At 71.7% G+C, this 16,168-nt stretch carries 13 protein-coding genes; 4 read left to right on the top strand and 9 right to left on the bottom strand.

What is annotated here, in order from left to right; genetic code table 11:
• The first annotated feature begins 4 nt into the window (after positions 1-4).
• Positions 5-412: a MerR family transcriptional regulator gene (locus O3438_RS07800; protein WP_269679300.1), complete on the top strand. Its 408-nt coding sequence runs from the start codon at positions 5-7 to the stop codon at positions 410-412.
• Here the strand turns inward: O3438_RS07800 and sthA are convergent.
• From sthA to O3438_RS07780, 4 genes are all read right to left on the bottom strand, one after another.
• Positions 409-1,812: a Si-specific NAD(P)(+) transhydrogenase gene (gene sthA, locus O3438_RS07795; RefSeq protein ID WP_269679299.1), complete on the bottom strand. Its 1,404-nt coding sequence runs from the start codon at positions 1,810-1,812 to the stop codon at positions 409-411. The genes O3438_RS07800 and sthA overlap by 4 nt on opposite strands.
• A 53-nt stretch (positions 1,813-1,865) precedes the next feature.
• The gene (locus O3438_RS07790; protein WP_269679298.1) at positions 1,866-2,888 is read right to left on the bottom strand and encodes a fibronectin type III domain-containing protein; all 1,023 of its coding nucleotides are present in this window, start codon (positions 2,886-2,888) and stop codon (positions 1,866-1,868) included.
• 89 nt (positions 2,889-2,977) lie between these two features.
• The gene (locus O3438_RS07785) at positions 2,978-3,616 is read right to left on the bottom strand and encodes a response regulator (RefSeq protein WP_269679297.1); all 639 of its coding nucleotides are present in this window, start codon (positions 3,614-3,616) and stop codon (positions 2,978-2,980) included.
• Entirely contained in the window at positions 3,613-4,800 is a 1,188-nt protein-coding gene (locus tag O3438_RS07780) for a sensor histidine kinase (protein WP_269679296.1), read from the bottom strand. The genes O3438_RS07785 and O3438_RS07780 overlap by 4 nt, the downstream gene beginning before the upstream one ends.
• A 148-nt stretch (positions 4,801-4,948) precedes the next feature.
• Here O3438_RS07780 and O3438_RS07775 point away from each other — a divergent pair, with 148 nt between their 5' ends.
• Entirely contained in the window at positions 4,949-5,707 is a 759-nt protein-coding gene (locus tag O3438_RS07775; RefSeq protein ID WP_269679295.1) for an ABC transporter ATP-binding protein, read from the top strand.
• The gene (locus O3438_RS07770; RefSeq protein ID WP_269679294.1) at positions 5,704-8,235 is read left to right on the top strand and encodes an ABC transporter permease; all 2,532 of its coding nucleotides are present in this window, start codon (positions 5,704-5,706) and stop codon (positions 8,233-8,235) included. Before O3438_RS07775 ends, O3438_RS07770 begins: the two co-directional genes overlap by 4 nt.
• A 53-nt stretch (positions 8,236-8,288) precedes the next feature.
• Here O3438_RS07770 and O3438_RS07765 read toward each other — a convergent pair whose 3' ends face one another.
• From O3438_RS07765 to O3438_RS07755, 3 genes are all read right to left on the bottom strand, one after another.
• Positions 8,289-9,917: a lectin gene (locus tag O3438_RS07765; RefSeq protein WP_269679293.1), complete on the bottom strand. Its 1,629-nt coding sequence runs from the start codon at positions 9,915-9,917 to the stop codon at positions 8,289-8,291.
• A 125-nt stretch (positions 9,918-10,042) separates the two neighbouring features.
• Complete coding sequence (locus O3438_RS07760) at positions 10,043-12,301, bottom strand: esterase-like activity of phytase family protein (RefSeq protein ID WP_269679292.1); 2,259 nt, start codon at positions 12,299-12,301, stop codon at positions 10,043-10,045.
• 135 nt (positions 12,302-12,436) lie between these two features.
• Positions 12,437-12,859 (bottom strand): DUF2000 domain-containing protein, encoded by a 423-nt coding sequence (locus O3438_RS07755; RefSeq protein ID WP_269679291.1) that lies wholly within the window; start codon positions 12,857-12,859, stop codon positions 12,437-12,439.
• A 49-nt stretch (positions 12,860-12,908) separates the two neighbouring features.
• Here O3438_RS07755 and O3438_RS07750 point away from each other — a divergent pair, with 49 nt between their 5' ends.
• Positions 12,909-13,739, top strand: a complete 831-nt coding sequence (locus tag O3438_RS07750; RefSeq protein WP_269679290.1) for an AraC family transcriptional regulator — start codon at positions 12,909-12,911, stop codon at positions 13,737-13,739.
• Here the strand turns inward: O3438_RS07750 and O3438_RS07745 are convergent.
• Complete coding sequence (locus O3438_RS07745) at positions 13,717-14,550, bottom strand: helix-turn-helix transcriptional regulator (protein ID WP_269679289.1); 834 nt, start codon at positions 14,548-14,550, stop codon at positions 13,717-13,719. The genes O3438_RS07750 and O3438_RS07745 overlap by 23 nt on opposite strands.
• Before the next feature lie 192 nt (positions 14,551-14,742).
• Entirely contained in the window at positions 14,743-16,167 is a 1,425-nt protein-coding gene (locus O3438_RS07740; RefSeq protein WP_269679288.1) for an aldehyde dehydrogenase family protein, read from the bottom strand.
• Position 16,168 lies beyond the last annotated feature (1 nt).

Genomic DNA, 16,168 nt, shown 5'->3' with positions numbered 1-16,168 from the left:
CGACATGAAGTCAAGCCCGATGACGATCGGCGAGGTGGCCGACCACTTCGGCCTGCCAGCGCACGTACTGCGGCACTGGGAATCGGTGGGACTGCTGTGCCCCGCTCGGGTCACCGGCGGTCGTCGCCGCTACACCCACGACGACCTGTTCAGAGTGGCCTCGATCCTGCGGGCGAAGCAGGCCGGCCTGTCGCTGCCCGACATCCGGGCGTTCCTCACCGCGAGCGACCCCGCCGCCCGTAAGGACGTGCTGCGCCGCAACCACGACGCGGTGCGGGCCAGGATGGCGGCGCTGCGGTCGGCGCTCGATCTGCTCGCGGCCGGGCTGAACTGTTCACACGAGGATATTTCGACCTGCCCGAACTACCGCAGTCGGCTTGCGGAGCTGGTCGAGGTCGGCGGTAGTGGCTAGCCGTCGATGCGGGTGATGTTGCGGATCTTGTTGGCGGCGTCCAGGGCGGCCACCTTGTACGCCTCGGCCAGCGTCGGGTAGTTGAACACCGCGTCGATCAGGTAGTCGATAGTGCCACCGCAGCCCATCACCGCCTGCCCGATGTGGACGATCTCGGTGGCGGCGGTGCCGAACACGTGCACCCCGAGCAGCCGGCCGTCGCTGGGGGAGACGAGCAGCTTCAGCATGCCGTACGAGTCGCCGACGATCTGGCCGCGGGCCAGTTCCCGGTAACGCGCGATGCCCACCTCGAACGGCGTCGAGCTCTCGGTGAGCTGCGCCTCGGTCTGCCCGACGAAGCTGATCTCCGGGATCGTGTAGATGCCGATCGGTTGCAGGCCGTGCATCTCCCGGATCGGCTCGCCGCAGGCGTGCTGCGCGGCCAGCCGACCCTGTTCCATCGAGGTCGACGCCAGGGCGGGGAAGCCGATCACGTCGCCGACCGCGTAGATGTTGTCCACCGCCGTGCGGTAGTTGGCGTCCACAGCGATCCGGCCACGCCGGTCCGCCTCCAGCCCCGCCGCCTCCAGCGCCAGGTCGTCGGTCTGGCCCTGTCGGCCGGCGGAGTACATCACGGTGTCCGCGACGATCTTCTTGCCGCTCCTGAGGATGCACAGCGCCGCGGTCTGGTGTTTCTCCACGGCGGCGACCTCCTCGCCGAAGCGGAACGCCACGGACAGGTCGCGCAGGTGGTACTTCAGCGACTCGACGATCTCCTCGTCGCAGAAGTCGAGCATCCGCTCGCGCCGTTCGACGACAGTCACCTTGGTGCCCAGGGCGGCGAACATCGAGGCGTACTCCATGCCGATCACACCGGCGCCGACAACGACCATGCTGCGGGGTACGGCCTGGAGGTTGATGACGCCGTCGGAGTCCACGATCGTGCGGTCGTCGAAGTCGACGCTGTCCGGGCGGGCCGGCCGGGTGCCCGCCGCGATGACGATCTTGTCGAAGGTCACCTTGGACTCCCGGCCGGACCCGCCGTCGACCCAGATCGAGTGCGCGTCGGCGAACCGGCCGGTGCCGGTGATCATGGCGACCCGGTTGCGGGCGAGCTGGTTGCGGATGACGTCGGTCTGCCTGGTGATGACGTGCTGGGTCCGGGCGGCCAGGTCGCTGACCGTGATCTCGTCCTTGACCCGGTAGCTGCTGCCGTACAGGTCACGTTGGCTCAGACCGGTCAGGTAGAGCACTGCCTCACGCAACGTCTTGGACGGGACCGTGCCGGTGTTGATGCACACCCCGCCGATCATGTCGCGGCGGTCCACGATGCCGACCCGCCTGCCGAGCTTGGCGGCGGCGATCGCCGCCTTCTGACCGCTGGGCCCGGACCCCAGCACCACCAGGTCGTAGTCATACATATCGGCTAGCGTCGCAAGATGTCGCGGCGCGCGCCAGACTTCGTACGTGAGCGTTACTCGTCTGCCACCTCGCAGAGGCCGCCGTTGAGCGTGACCTCCTGCGGCAGTTGCGTGCCGGAGGCGACGAGGCCGAGCGAGACGCTGCCGCCGGGCGGGATCACCGCGTTGCGACCGGTGTTGCCCACCCGCAGGTAACTGTTGGTGGGACGGTCGACCACCTTCGCGCCCCAGATGCCGTGGACCTGCTGGCTCGCCCAGAACCGCCACGTCATCGTCCACCCGTCGACCGCGGTGGTGCCGGTGTTCCTGACGGTCAGGTGCGCCACGAAACCGTCCGACCACTGCCGCGCGACGGACCGCACCTCGCAGCTCGGCGGCGGTGGCAGGGTGGTGACGGTGATCGGCGCGGACAGTGGGGACAGGAGGCCGACCTCGTCGCGGGCGCGCACCACGAAGGTGTACGTGGTGTTCGGCGTCAGCCCGCTGATCTGGGCACTGTTGTTGGGCGGGTACTGGGAAACGTCGCGGACGACTGTGAGAGCGCCGCCGGCGTCCACCCGGAACACCTCGTACCGTTCGAGCACCACGTTGTCCAGCGAGTGCGCCCAGCGCAGCCGAACCACCGTGGCGGTGACGTCGAACGCCACCGGTTGACCCGGAGCGCCCGGCGGTTGGTCGTCCCCCGGTGGCATGGTCAACCGTAGGGGCCCGCTCGACGGCGAGCTGTTGCCGGCCGCGTCCAGCGCCGACACGAAGAAGGTGTACGTGCGCGACGGCCGCAGGCCGGTGACCCGAATGCTGTTGGTGTCGGTCGACCAGGTCAGGCCGTTGTCCTCGAACCGCGCGGAGACCGGGTAGCGGACCACCCCCACGTCGTCGGTCGAGGCAGCCCAGGTCAGCTCGACCCAGGTGGTGTCGATGGCGGCGACAGTGATCGGGCCGGGGGCGGTGGGGGGCTGGGTGTCCGCCGCCGCGTACGCCGGGGTCGCGCCCGTCGCCACCACCGCCGCGGTGAGCGTGCAGACGGCCAGTGCGGCTGCCCTGGATCGGACGCCGCGCCACGGATGATCGCGCATGGTTGATCGCCTCGCCTTCGGGTGAGCGCAGCGGACCAGTCATCGACTGATGACGATGGTAGGCGAGTGGCTGTCGCGCCGTTGTCCCCTCAACCGACGAGGCGGCGTTCCCAGGCCCAGGCGGCGATCTCGACCCGGTTGCGGGCCGCGAGCTTCGTCTGCACGCTGGCCAGGTGGGTCTTGACGGTGCCGACGGCGATGAAGAGCCGAGCGGCGATCTCGGCGTTGGTCAGGCCTCGGGCGACGAGCTTCACCACGTCGAGTTCCCGTGGGGACAGCGCGGCGTCGTCGTAGGCCGGAGCGGGTGAGCTGAGATGCTCCAGTAGCCGGACCGTGATGGACGGGCTGATCAGCGCGTCACCGGAGACGGCCGCGCGCACCGCCTCGATCAGCAGGGCGGGGCCGGAGTCCTTGAGCAGGAAGCCGCACGCGCCGTTGGAGAGCGCGGTGTGCACGTACTCGTCCAGGTCGAAGGTCGTCACGACGACCACCCGGACCGGGTCGGCGACGCCCGACCCGGCGAGCAGCCGCAGCGCCTCTAGCCCGTCGAGGAGGGGCATCCGGATGTCGAGCAGCACCACGTCCGGGCGGAGCCGTCGGGCCAGTTCCACGGCGACGACCCCGTCGGCGGCCTCGCCGACGACTGTCATGTCCGGCTGCGCCCCGATGATCATCCCGAAGCCCGTGCGGACCATCGCCTGGTCGTCGGCTATCAGTACCCGGATCATCGACCCACCTGCAACGGGAACGCGGCGTCGAGCACCCAGCCGCCGGCGACGCCCGGTCCGGCGCTGATCGTGCCGCCGAGGGCTCGTACCCGTTCGGTCAGGCCGATCAGGCCGAAGCCGTGCCCCCGCGCCGGGGCGGTGCGCGGCGACGCGCCGTCGTCGGCCACCCGGACCAACAACCAGTCCGGGGTACGACGCACTGCCACGTCCACCGACCGGGCGTCCGGCGCGTGCTGGCGGGTGTTGGTCAGCCCCTCCATCACCACCCGGTACGCCGAGGTCGAGACCTCCACCGGCAACCCGTCCAGGTCGCCGTCGAGGTGCAGCCGTGCCGGCCCGTTCGCCGTGCCGTTGAAGCCTGTCACCAGCGGCGCCAACTCGGTCACCCCGGCCAGTGGGGCCAGCGGGGCGTCCGGCGGGGCGTCGGGGTTGCGCAGGACGCCGACCATCCGCCGCATCGAGGCCATCGTCTCCGCGCCCGCCCGCTCGATCTGCTCCAGGGCGACGATGACCCGGCGCGGGTCCTGCTCGGCGACGAACCGGGCGCCCTGCGCCTGCACCACGATGCCGGTGACGTGGTGGGCGACGAAGTCGTGCAGGTCCCGGGCGAACTCCGCGCGCTGCTCAGCCCGCACCAACGCGATTGCCCGCTCCCGGCCGGCGGCCACGATCCGCAGGTAGAGCCCCACCCCGGCGGCGCCGGCCGCGGCGATCACCTGGAGCAGACCGAAGATCACCAGCAGGTTCTCGGTGCCGACACGCAGCGGCAACGCGGCGACGGCCAACCCGACGGCCAGCGCCGCCCACGGAACGAGTCGAGCCGCGCCCCACCGGGTGACCACGAACGCCACACCGATCAGACCGGCCGACTCGGCGAGACCCCAACTGCCGCCGATCAGGTAGCTGCCGTCGGAGAGGACGACGATCGCGGCGGTCACGGCCAGTGAGGCGCAGGAGAGCACCAGCGCGGCCCACGGCAGCAGGCGGGAACCCAGCCGATGCACCGGTAACCAGAGCGGCACCGTCGCCACCGCCAGCCCCATCCGCACCGCCAGGAGTACGAGGGCGGCCAGGCTCTCGGGCATGCCGAACCGGAGGTCGAAGACGGCGAGCAGGCCGATGGCCACCAGGCCGGCGGCCTGGGCCAGGCGTACCCACAGACGTCGAAGACCAGGCGTGCTCACGATGACCCAGCGTAGCCAGCCCTGTGGGGTCGGCAGATCGGCCGAAAGGCAGACCCGGCGCCGGCGATACCCGGCCCCGGGCGGATGCGCCGACCCGGCGCAGGCGGCGAGGCTTCCGGGGCGCCACATCGCAGCCACTGGAGGAACAATGACAACCCACGCCCCGCCGGGAACCAGCCACGCCGCGGTCGCCGCGGTCGACCTGGTGAAGGTGTACGGCAGCGGCGACACCGCGGTACGTGCCCTGGACGGCGTGTCGGTCGGCTTCGGCCGCGCCGAGTTCACCGCGATCATGGGTTCGTCCGGGTCCGGCAAGTCGACACTGATGCACTGTCTCGCCGGTCTCGACACCGCCACCTCGGGACGTGTCCTGCTCGGTGGAACCGAGCTGACCGGTCAGTCGGACCGGACACTGACCCGGGTACGACGGGAGCGCATCGGGTTCGTCTTCCAGTCCTTCAACCTGCTGCCGCAGCTCACCGCCGCGCAGAACATCACCCTGCCGCTGGACCTCAGCGGCCGTCAGCCCGACGCCGAGCTGCTGGCCCGCCTGGTCGACGAGTTGGGGCTCGCGCAGCGGCTCGGTCACCGGCCCAGTGAGCTGTCCGGCGGCCAGCAGCAGCGCGTCGCGCTGGCCCGGGCCCTGGTGGCGCGGCCCGAGGTGGTCTTCGCCGACGAGCCGACCGGCAACCTCGACTCCCGCTCCGGCGCGGAGGTGCTCAGCATCCTGCGCGACTCGGTACGCGACCTCGGTCAGACCGTCGTCATGGTGACCCACGATCCGATCGCCGCCGCGTACGCCGACCGGGTGGTGCTGCTCGCCGACGGGCGGATCGCCGGGGAGATCGACAAGCCGGACCAGGTGTCGGTCACCGACGCGCTTCGTGATCTGGCGGCCCGCGCATGAGAGCGACGGTGTTGCGTACCCAGACGAGCGCCGCGGCCCGGCGGCCCGGCCGACTGATCCTGACCGGTCTGGCGATCCTGGTCGCGTCGTTCGTCGTCTTCGGCACCGTGCTGGTGCAGCAGATCACCGAACGCACCGTGCGGGACAACCTCAGCGGCACCCCCGCCGCCACCGACCTGGTGATCGGCAGCGCCGACGCGCCGCCACCCACAGTGCGGGACGTACCGGCGATCCGGGCGGTGCCCGGCGTGGCCGAGGCGGTGGCCCGGGTGTCGACCGGGGTGGCGATCGGTCAGGGGTACCTCAACCTGCGGGCCGACCCGGGCACCGGCCCGCTGAGCACGCTCCGGGTGACCGAGGGACGCTACCCGCACCAGCCCGGCGAGATCGCGGTCACCCCGCGCACCGCCGAGCGGCTCGGCCTCTCGGTCGGCACCACGACCACCGGCACGGGCGGGGAACTCACCACGCCCACCCGGCTCACCGTGACCGGCATGGTCGACGCCGCCGACGACGCCGGCTACGACGCGTACGCCCCGGAGAGCGCCGTGATCTCCTGGGCGCGCCTGACCGCCGTCGAACGGGTCGACGTGCGCGTGGTCCCCGGCACCTCGACGGAGGTCGTCCGCCAACGGCTGACCGCGGCGGTCGCCGACCAGCCGATCAGCACCGGCGCGGAGGTGCGCCAGGCGGAGGCCAACGCGGCAGCCGAAGAGGTCGGAAAGCTCTTCATCCTGGTCGGCATCTTCGTCTCGATCGCTGTCGTCGCGGCGGCGCTGGTGGTCACCTCGACCTTCCGTATCGTCTTCGCCCAGCGGATGCGGCAACTCGCGTTGCTGCGGGCGGTCGGTGCGAACCGGGGCACCCTGGTGGGGGCGCTGACTGCCGAGGGAGCCCTGACCGGGCTGGTCGCGGGTGTCGTCGGGGTCGGCGGCGCCCTGGCCCTCGGGTACGCGCTGCCAGCTGTCCTGCGCGCGTCCGGCATGGCGGTCTCCTCGCCCGGCCTACCGATGACCACGGCGGTGTCGGTGGTGGTCGGCGCCATCGTGGTCACCGTGCTGGCCGTCCTGGCGCCCGCGTTCTCGGCCGCTCGGGTCTCTCCACTGGAGGCGCTTCGCGCGGCGAGCACCACCGCGGGGCGGCGTGGCATCGGTGTTCCGCGCCTGGTGTCCGGGCTGCTCCTGGCCGCCGGGGCTGGGCTGGCCGCCACGGGGACGATCAGTCAGCTGCCGACGCCGGAGCAGTCGACCTACGACCCGACGCTGCCGCTGCTCCTGCTGGTCGCGTCGGGCGGGTCGGCGTTCTTCGCGCTGGTGGCCCTCGGGCCGCTGCTGGTGCGGCCGGTGCTGGCCGTGGTGGGTTGGCCGCTCCGTCAGCTCGGGCCACTCGGGCGGATGGCGGTCGGCGGGATCGGCGGGGCGCCGCGCCGGGCGGCAGCGGTCTCCGTCGTGGTCGCGCTCGGCGTGACACTGATCTCCGGGGTGGTCATCGGCGGTGCGTCGCTCCAGGTGCTCACCGACCGCGAGATGGCGTTGTCCGCGCCGACCGACTTCGAGGTCACCAGCAACGAGGGGACCCTGCCGGCGGGTGTCGTCACCCGGGCCGAGGCGGAGCGCGCGGCGCTGGCTCGGGTGGTGCCGTACCGACGGCTCGACGACGTCACGCTGCTAAGCGGCCCGGACAAGATCGGCAACGTCGATTCCGGCTACCCGACCAACGACCTGGATCTGGCGGCGTTGCCGACCACCGGGGAACTGGACGTGGCACAGGGCTCGCTGGCCGACCGCGGCCCGGGGCGGATCGTGGTCAACAGTTGGGTGGCCCGGGACGCCGGTCTGCGGGCCGGTGACAGCGTCGCGCTCGCCCGCGACGGGCGCACCGTCGACGTGCGGGTGGCAGCGGTCCTACCCGGTGACGGCCCGCTGCACGCGGGCATCCTGGCCGACCGGGCCGACCTCGACCGGCTCGGCGCGCCGACCGCGTACACCGGTCTGCTGGCCGACGCGGCCGTTGCCGGCGAGGACGGCCGTACCGCCGGGGTGCGGGCGCTGCGACAGGCGATCGGGGGAGCCGACGGGGTGGGCCTCGCGGTGCTCGCCGACGAACGGGACCGCAACGACGCCCTGGTGGGCACCCTGGTCTGGATCGCTGTCGGTCTGGTCGGCCTGACCGTGCTGATCGCTGTCGTCGGAGTGGGTTCCACGACCGCGCTGTCCGTGGTGGAGCGCATCCGCGAGTCCGGCCTGCTCCGGGCGATCGGCCTGTCCCGAACCGGCCTGCGGACCATGCTGACCGTCGAGTCCGGCCTCTACGGGGTGATCGGAGCCACCATCGGTCTGCTGATCGGCGTCCCGTACGGCTGGCTGGCGATCCAGACCCTCGGGGTCAACGCGCCGCTGACCGTGCCGGTGCTGCCGCTGGTCGGGCTCTTCGCGGCACTGGTCGGCCTGACCGCGCTGGCCGGAGTGCTGCCGGCCCGCAGGGCGTCGCGGGTCAGCCCGGTGGCGGCCCTGGGAGCCGACGGCTGACCGCGACCACGGGTCGACGTCGGGTGTCTCGGCGCCGACCCGTGGTCGTACGGTCAGTTCGGGTTGTTGGCGTGCGTCAGCGTCTCCCAGGCGACGAAGAGGTTGTTGCTGCCGGCCGGTCGTTGTTGAGACGTCAGGGTCTGGGTGTTGGTCATGACGTTGCCCAGCCGGGTGCTCATCGCGTTGAAGCCGACCTCGGTGATCGGGCCGAGGCCCCGGGTGAGGCTGCCGCCGCAGAGCCAGGAGGGCGCCGCCTCGCCGAGCTGGTAGCGGGAGTGGAAGCCGAGCGCCTGCCGCAGCCGCTCACCGACCTGCGGGTACAGGTCCCGCCCCTGGATCCGCGAGGTTTCCGCGACGTGCGAGATGGCGGAGATTCCGTACCCGGTGTGGACGAAGTCGCGGCAGGTCTCCTGGGCGAGGCCGGCGACGAAGGTGGACTGGCCCTGCCAGTAGCCGATGATCTCGGAGCTGGTGTCCAGGCCGCTGCCGGGCACCGTGTACGGCAACGCGCCGTCGCTGGGCAGGTAGACGAAGGCCCGGGTGCGGTTGAGGAAGCGGGTCACCGCCGCGTCGTAGGCGCTGCGGTCCTCGAGGAAGACGGCGATCCCCACGGCCGCCTCCATCATGGTCAGTTCCCAGTTGCCGTTGCTGTTCGAGCCGCTGCGCACCACCGGCAGGTAGACGTTGCGCAGCATGGTGGCGAACCGGTTGGCGTTGGGCCAGCTCGTGTACGTGTACTTGATGATCTCGGCGGCGCGGGGCCAGACGGAGGCGGCCCAGCCGGTCTGCAACGGGGCGTTGCTGCCGGTGTGCGACGTGATCGTGGCCGACCACGCGTCCATGATCTGGATCGACTTCTGCGCGTACCGGGCGTCTCCGGTGAGGTACCAGGCGAGGGCGTCGGTGTACGCGGCGATCGCGTCCTCGCGCTCGTCGGTGCAGCCGTTGTTGGGGTTGGAGTAGGACCCGCACTCGACCACCGCCCGGGGTGCCGGCGTCCGCGAGAGGGAGGCGTACCGGCTGCCCATCATCTGGTTGTAGGCCGACGCCCACGGCTGCGCGCCGGCCTGCACCCGACCGCGTACGAAGTCGAGTTGTCCCCGGCTGACCAGCACGCCGGGGTGGGTGAATCCACTCGACGGCGGTGGTGTGGTGCCACCGGTGGGCAGCGTCCAGGTCTGGTTGGCGGTGCCGGTGCAGCTCCAGATCTGCAGCGGAGTGCCGTCGGCGGAGCTGTTGCCCGTCGCGTCGAGGCACTTGCCGGAGGTGGGGTTGACCAGCTGCCCGGCGCTCGCGGACCACTGCTGCGCCCCGGTGCCGTTGCAGTCGTAGATCTGCACCCGAGCACCGTTGGCGGTGCTGGCGGCGGCGATGTCGAGGCACTTGCCCAGTGCCCTGATCGTGCCGTCGTCGCCCACCGTCCACTGTTGCGCCGTCGAACCGTTGCAGGTGTAGAGCTGGACTGCTGTGCCGTTGGTCGGGTTCGCGGCGGCCACGTCGACGCACTTGCCGCCGTACCCGGTGATGGCGCCGGTCGCGGCGGCTGCCGCGGGTGACGCGCCGACGGCCAGGGCGGCCGGTACGGCGAGCACGACCACGGCGAGCGCGGAGGTCAGGCGGATGCGGGGGAGGGTTCCGCCCAGTCGTCGTGTCATCTCGTCGTCCTCCAGGTGCCACAGCATTTGTAAAGTGTGTTAATTATTACAGCGCTGCTCATTGATATCAATGTCCTGCCATCGCCGGTCCCCCCGTGCGAACGCGACGACCCCCGGCGCGAGCGCGCCGGGGGTCGTTCGGAACAGAGGTGTCAGCGCAGGCCAGGCACGTCGATCACGATCAGCTCCGTGTCGTCCGGGTGCCCCGGGACGCGACCGTCGTTGCCCGGGAAGTTGTTGTCGTTGGCCACCAAAACCCGGTCACCGCCGAGCGGCAGCACCGACTCGACCGACTGCAAGGGGAACGAGAAGAGCGGGCCGACCCCGTACTCGCCCGGGCGGGCCGGCGTGGAGACACCCTTCGGGTCGGCCACGCGCATCAGGTCGACCACCGTGCGCCGCGGCAGGTAGCCGTCCGCGCCCACCTCGTCCAGATCGGTCACCACCAGACGCTTGACCACCGACTGCTGGCCCATGCCGTTGTCCCGCTCGATCAGCAGCAGCCGGTGACCGTCGAGCACCGCCGCGTCGCCGACCAGCAGGGACGGGTCGTCCACCCGGAACGACCAGGTGCGGTTGGTGTACCGGTTGTGCCGCACGTCGAACTCGTAGACCACCCGGCGACGCTGGTCCGGGTCGTCGACCCGGGCGCCCTCCAGGATCGGGTAGAGCGTCCAGCCGTCCGCGCTGGTCGCCATCGCCTCGAAACCGTTGCTGGCACGAAGGGTCGGCGTCTCGCCCGGCGCGAGATCCGGCGACTGCGGAGACCTGGTGCCGTCCGGCAGCGGGATCGGCGCCTGCAGCACCTTTCCGGTCCGGTCGGTGCGCACCAGGTACGGGCCGAACTCGTCGCCGATCCACAGGTCGCCCCGCGCGTCGCGGGCCAGCGACTCGATGTCGAAGTCCGCACCGGTCAGCAGACGCTCCCGGGTGTCGCCGTTGACGATCGGGAACGGCACCCTACGGTCGGGGTCGCGGAAACTGATGTGCCCGCGGACCGTCACGCCGTGCCGCTGGTAGTTCGGTTCGATCTCGTACGCCCGCAGCAGGAAGTCGGCCGAGTTGGTCTTCGCCCCGAACCCGTTGTCCGGCATGGCGAGCAGCCGCCGGCCGGACCTGTCGCCCGGCTGGGCCGGAATCACCGCGGAGAACCCGGGAATGGGCTGCCCGGGGAAGGGTGCGGTGATCCCGTTGACCGGGGTCGTGGCGAGCTGGGTGCCGGAGACCGGGCCCGGCTGGTACGCGGTCGCCGACAGCAGCGCCCGGTCCCGCAGCGTCACCTCGGGACGCAGCGTCACCGACAGCGCGTACACCCGGGTGGTCTGGGTGGCGCTGCCGTTGTCGTCGCTGATCAGGTACAGCTCACGGCGACCGCCCGGCAGGTCACGGCCGAGCGCGGCGCCCTCGATGTTGTCCAGCAACGGGTTGGGCTGCGGTTGCTTCGTGGTCGCGCCGGACGGCGGGCAGTCGGCGATGTCGACCAGCAGCTCCTTACCCAACCAGGAGCGCGGGTCGGTCGCCGTCGACAGGGACGCGACGGTGGACACGTCGGGCGCGCCGGTCGCCGAGACCCGGTACACCCGGACGGTGTTGCCCACCCCGGTCGTGAAGCCCCGCTCCACCGAGAGCAGCTGGTCGTCGCCGAGCGCGATCAGCTCGACGAGGCCGAGGTTCGGGTCGGTCCGGTAGGCGTACTGAGCGGTCGGGGCGTACGCGCCGCCGTCACGGCCGTCGTACCGGATGATCCGCTGCCGGCCGCGGCCCTCGGCGTCGCGGCCGTCCGCCGCGAGCGGGCCCTCCATCCCGGCGTAGAGCACCCGGTGGTCCCCGGTGGCGGTCAGCGACTCGAAGGTCTGGTTGACGGCCGCCTCGCCGGCCGGGGCGACCTGGAAGCGGGCCGGTACCGGCAGCGAGCCGATCTCCCGGCCGTCGGAGAGCCGGAACCGGCGGATCGACGGCTCCCGCTCCGAGCTGGCCAGGACGGTGTCCCCGCCGCGCTCGGCGACGAGCCCTTCGCCGTCGAAGTCGGCCCCGGTGTACGGCGTGCCGTCGGGCCGGGTGAGCAGTGTGACGTCACGGACACCGACGTCCACACCACGCCGTCCGGTGTCCAGCCCCAACTCGTAGACGCGGGCCGGAGTGGTGCCGATGTTGTCCACCAGCGCGAGGGCACGCCCGGGGCGGGCGAACGACAACGCGGACAGGCCGGCCACCGGAGTGCCCCGGAAGGTGGTCTTGTCGAGAGCGTCGGAGAAACCGAGCAGCGACGCGTCCGGCGCGCAGCTCGCGCCCGCACCCGGGTGCCCCGGGGTCGGGTGCGCCGGCGCGCCGAGCGCCGGCGCCGCCGCGAGCAGCGAGATCGCCGCCGCGGCGGACGCGACGGCCCGGGCCCTTCTGGAAGTGGTACGCACATTGCCTCCAGCATCGAGTCGACGGCTGTTGCCGCCGGCCCGATGCAAGCGCCCGCCGCTCACCACAGTGGAACCCTGACCGGAACGTGGGTTGAACAACCAGTGCACGATCCCGCGGGCCGCCACCCGGTGTGCTCAGGGGTGCATGGTCGTACCCTTGAGCACCTTGTCCACCACGGCGCGGGGCGCGTGCAGCGCCAGGCCCACCAGGTCGAGTTTCTCCCGACCGACCGCCTGCACGGCGGCGCGGTTGTCGCGGTCGTTGCCGGTGGCGAACAGCTCGGCAGTGAAGATGGACAGACGCAGCCCGCGGGAGAGCCCGCGCGAGTGCGCGGCGACCAGCGCGGCCCGATCGCCGACGAAGACCAGCACCGGCTGGCCGAACATCGGCAGGTACCGGGTGCCGTCCGCGTCCCGGTACTCCTCGCCCAGCAGCTCCGGTACGGCGTTGGCGATGCCGCTGACCAGGAACGCGGTGACGTTAAGGCGCTGCCAGCTCACCAGGTCGTCACGGAGCAGCACAGCGATCTTGGTGGGAAATCGGATGGGTTCGGTCATGGCGTCGAGCCTGCCCGCGTACCGTCGCCCGGTCTTGTACGTTCTTAGCGTGGCCACCCGCCCGGCGGGCTCGCACGTCAGCGCCTGGCGACCCGCGGTAGCCGGTGTCGCCGAGGTCTTCCACGCCCATTTCGTCGACCACGCCTACCCCCGGCACATCCACGACGTCTGGACGCTGCTGATCGTCGACGACGGCGCGGTCCGCTACGACCTGGACCGGCACCGGCACGGCGCGCTGCGTACCTCGGTCACCCTCCTGCCACCGCACGTGCCGCACGACGGTCGCGCCGCCACCGCCGACGGCTTCCGCAAGCGGGTCCTCTACCTCGACACCTCGGCTCTCGACGCGGAGCTGACCGGCCGGGCGGTCGACCAGCCGGGCATCGTCGACCCGCAGCTGCGTGACCGGATCCACCTCCTGCACCGGGCGCTCGCCGCGCCCGGAGACGAGTTCGAGGCCGAGGGCCGACTCGCGCTGATCCTGGACCGGCTGCACGCGCAGCTTCGCCGACGAACCCCGGTCAGCGTCGTACCGGCGACCCGTGGTCTCGCGGTCCGCCTACGGGAGCTGCTGGACGCCCGGACCATCGAGGGCGTCACACTGCGGGAGGCCGCCGCGCTGCTGCACGCCCACCCGACCCACCTGGTCCGGACGTTCACCACGGTGCACGGGGTGCCGCCGCACTCGTACCTGACCGGTCGCCGCGTCGAAATGGCCCGTCGTCTGCTCCTCGCCGGGCAGCGGCCCGCCGAGGTCGCGGTCGCGACCGGCTTCTTCGACCAGGCGCACCTCACCCGCCACTTCCGGCGGTACCTGGGCGTCAGCCCGGCCCGCTACCTCGGCCCGCCTCCCAGGATCAGACCCGCTGGGCGCCGATGACGGAGAGCAGCCGCAGCTTCTCGTCGCTCGACGAGCCGGGCACGGCGGTGAAGACCAGCAGTGTCTGGGACTGGTCCGGGTCGACGAGCGTCTGGCAGTGCAACTCCAGCGCACCGACCTCCGGGTGCAGGAAGTGCTTCGCCGGGCAGTAGCCGGCCGGCACCGGGTGTTCGCGCCACAGCTGTGCGAACTCCGGGCTCCTGGCCAGCAGGTCGTCGACGAGCGTCGCGGCCCGCGAGCCGCGCCCATCCCGGGTGTACGACGCGTGCAGGTGCCCCACGAGCAGGCGGCTCTGCGTGTGGTGGTCCTCGACCGGGTGCAGCCGCCGGACCGCCGGGTCGGTGAACCAACGGTGGTGGGCGCTGCGGGCCAGCCCGGTGTACCGGGTCTCGTCACCGAGCAGGGCGACGGCCGGGGCGGTCTGCGCCAGGGTCTCGCCGAGGTGGTTCACCACCTGGGCCGGGGTGTCGTGCATCCGGTCGAGGATCCGCATCATGCCCGGGTTGACGTGGTCGGCCCGTACGGTGCGGTGTGGAACGGCGTGCCCGGCGAGCTGGAACAGGTGGTCCCGTTCGGCCAGCGAGAGCCGCAGGCCACGGGCCAGTGCGGCGAGCATCTGCTCCGAGGGGTGCGGCCCGCGTTGCTGTTCCATCCGGCTGTAGTAGTCGGTGGACATACCACTCAACGCGGCTACTTCCTCGCGTCGCAGCCCACCGGTGCGCCGGCGCCGACCCCGGGGCAGGCCGACGTCCTCGGGTTGGAGCGCCTCGCGGCGGCTGCGCAGGAAACTCGCGAGTTGGGCGCGGTCCACGGTGTCTCCGTTCGGTGGTCGCCGACGGTGGCCGGCACGTCGAGTGCAACAGTCAAACCAGGTAACGGTGTTCCAGAACCCTCCACCGCGCCCTAGCCCTGTCGATCATGGAGCTGTCGTGATCGACAAAACATCTGAAATGGGTGTGAGTCGGCACCACAACTCCATGATCGACGAGGGCGGGAGGCGCGGTCAGCGTTGGATGGACTTGGTCTCCAGGAACTCCTCCAGGCCGAGGCGGCCGAACTCCCGACCGTTGCCGGACTGCTTGTAGCCGCCGAAGGGGGCGAGGGGGTTCCAGTGACCGGCGTTCACGTCGACCTGCCCCACGCGCAGCCGCCGGGCCACCGCCAGAGCGTGCTCCGGCTCGCCGAAGACACCGCTGGTCAGGCCGTACGGCGTGCTGTTGGCGATCGCCACCGCCTCGTCCTCGTCGGCGTACGGGATGATCGTCAGCACCGGGCCGAAGATCTCCTCCTGGGCGATGGGTGATGTCGGGTCGACGTCGGCGAAGATCGTCGGCTGGACGTACGCGCCGGTCGGCAGACCCTCCGGCCGGTCCGGGCCGCCGACCACGAGCCGGGCGCCGTCGGCGATGCCCCGCTCGATGTACCCGACGACCTTCTCCCGGTGGGCCTCGGACGCCATCGGGCCGATCCGGGTGGCCTCGTCGATCGGGTCGCCGACGGTGTACTGCTTCGCCGCCTCGACGGCCAGCGCAACCACTTCGTCCTGACGGGAGGCGGGCACCAGCATCCGCGGCCACGCGCCGCACACCTGGCCGCCGTTGGAGAACGCCATCATCAGCCCTCGGTTGACCGCCTCGGGCAGATCCGCGTCGTCCAGGATGATGTTCGCGCCCTTGCCGCCGAGTTCCAGCGCGACCCGCTTGACGGTCTCCGCGGCCACCGCGCCGATGCGCTTTCCGGCCCGGGTGGAGCCGGTGAAGGAGACCATGTCGATGTCCGGGTGCGCGGAGATCGCCTCGCCGACGACCGCCCCGGTGCCGTACACCACGTTGAACACGCCCGCCGGCACGCCCGCTTCGGCGGCGACCTCGGCGAGGATCCGCGCGGTCAGCGGGGCGTTCTCGGAGGGCTTGAAGACCATCGTGTCGCCCGCGAGCAGTGCCGGCGCCAGCTTGGAGACGATCTGCTGCAACGGGAAGTTCCAGGGGGTGATCGCGCCGACGACGCCGATCGGCTCGCGGACGATCAGCGAGTTGCCGACCTCCTCGGTCCAGGCGAAGTCGTCGGCCAGACCGGCGACGGATTCGACCACCGCGGCCGGAAAGGCGACCTGGGCGGTACGGGACATGCCGATCGGCGAGCCCATCTCGGCGGTGATCGCCTGGGCGATCTCCTCCTGCCGGGCGCCGAGACCGGCGCCGAGGCGACGCAGCACGTCCGCCCGGTGCTGCGGCGTGGTCGCCGACCAGGCCGGGAAGGCCGCCCGGGCCGCGGCGACCGCGCGATCGACGTCGGCGGCGGTGCCGGCCGGGGTCTCGGCGACGACCTCGCCGGTCGCCGGGTTCACGACGGGAAGGCTGCCGGCCGTGCCGGCGACGGTCTCGCCACCGATCCAGTGGCCGGTGACGGTGTAGGTGGAAGGTGTCATG

The sequence above is a fragment of the Micromonospora sp. WMMC250 genome (assembly GCF_027460215.1).
Classification (GTDB): Bacteria; Actinomycetota; Actinomycetes; order Mycobacteriales; family Micromonosporaceae; genus Micromonospora; species Micromonospora taraxaci.
This window is presented reverse-complemented; position numbering and strand designations above follow the sequence as displayed.

Bases quoted from the DNA above. Each gene is read 5' to 3' on its own strand.
- O3438_RS07790 (WP_269679298.1), bottom strand. From the start codon at position 2,888: ATGCGCGATCATCCGTGGCGCGGCGTCCGATCCAGGGCAGCCGCACTG.
- O3438_RS07765 (WP_269679293.1), bottom strand. From the start codon at position 9,917: ATGCTGTGGCACCTGGAGGACGACGAGATGACACGACGACTGGGCGGA.
- O3438_RS07770 (WP_269679294.1), top strand. From the start codon at position 5,704: ATGAGAGCGACGGTGTTGCGTACCCAGACGAGCGCCGCGGCCCGGCGG.
- O3438_RS07755 (WP_269679291.1), bottom strand. From the start codon at position 12,859: ATGACCGAACCCATCCGATTTCCCACCAAGATCGCTGTGCTGCTCCGT.
- sthA (WP_269679299.1), bottom strand. From the start codon at position 1,812: ATGTATGACTACGACCTGGTGGTGCTGGGGTCCGGGCCCAGCGGTCAG.
- O3438_RS07775 (WP_269679295.1), top strand. From the start codon at position 4,949: ATGACAACCCACGCCCCGCCGGGAACCAGCCACGCCGCGGTCGCCGCG.
- O3438_RS07800 (WP_269679300.1), top strand. From the start codon at position 5: ATGAAGTCAAGCCCGATGACGATCGGCGAGGTGGCCGACCACTTCGGC.
- O3438_RS07740 (WP_269679288.1), bottom strand. From the start codon at position 16,167: ATGACACCTTCCACCTACACCGTCACCGGCCACTGGATCGGTGGCGAG.
- O3438_RS07785 (WP_269679297.1), bottom strand. From the start codon at position 3,616: ATGATCCGGGTACTGATAGCCGACGACCAGGCGATGGTCCGCACGGGC.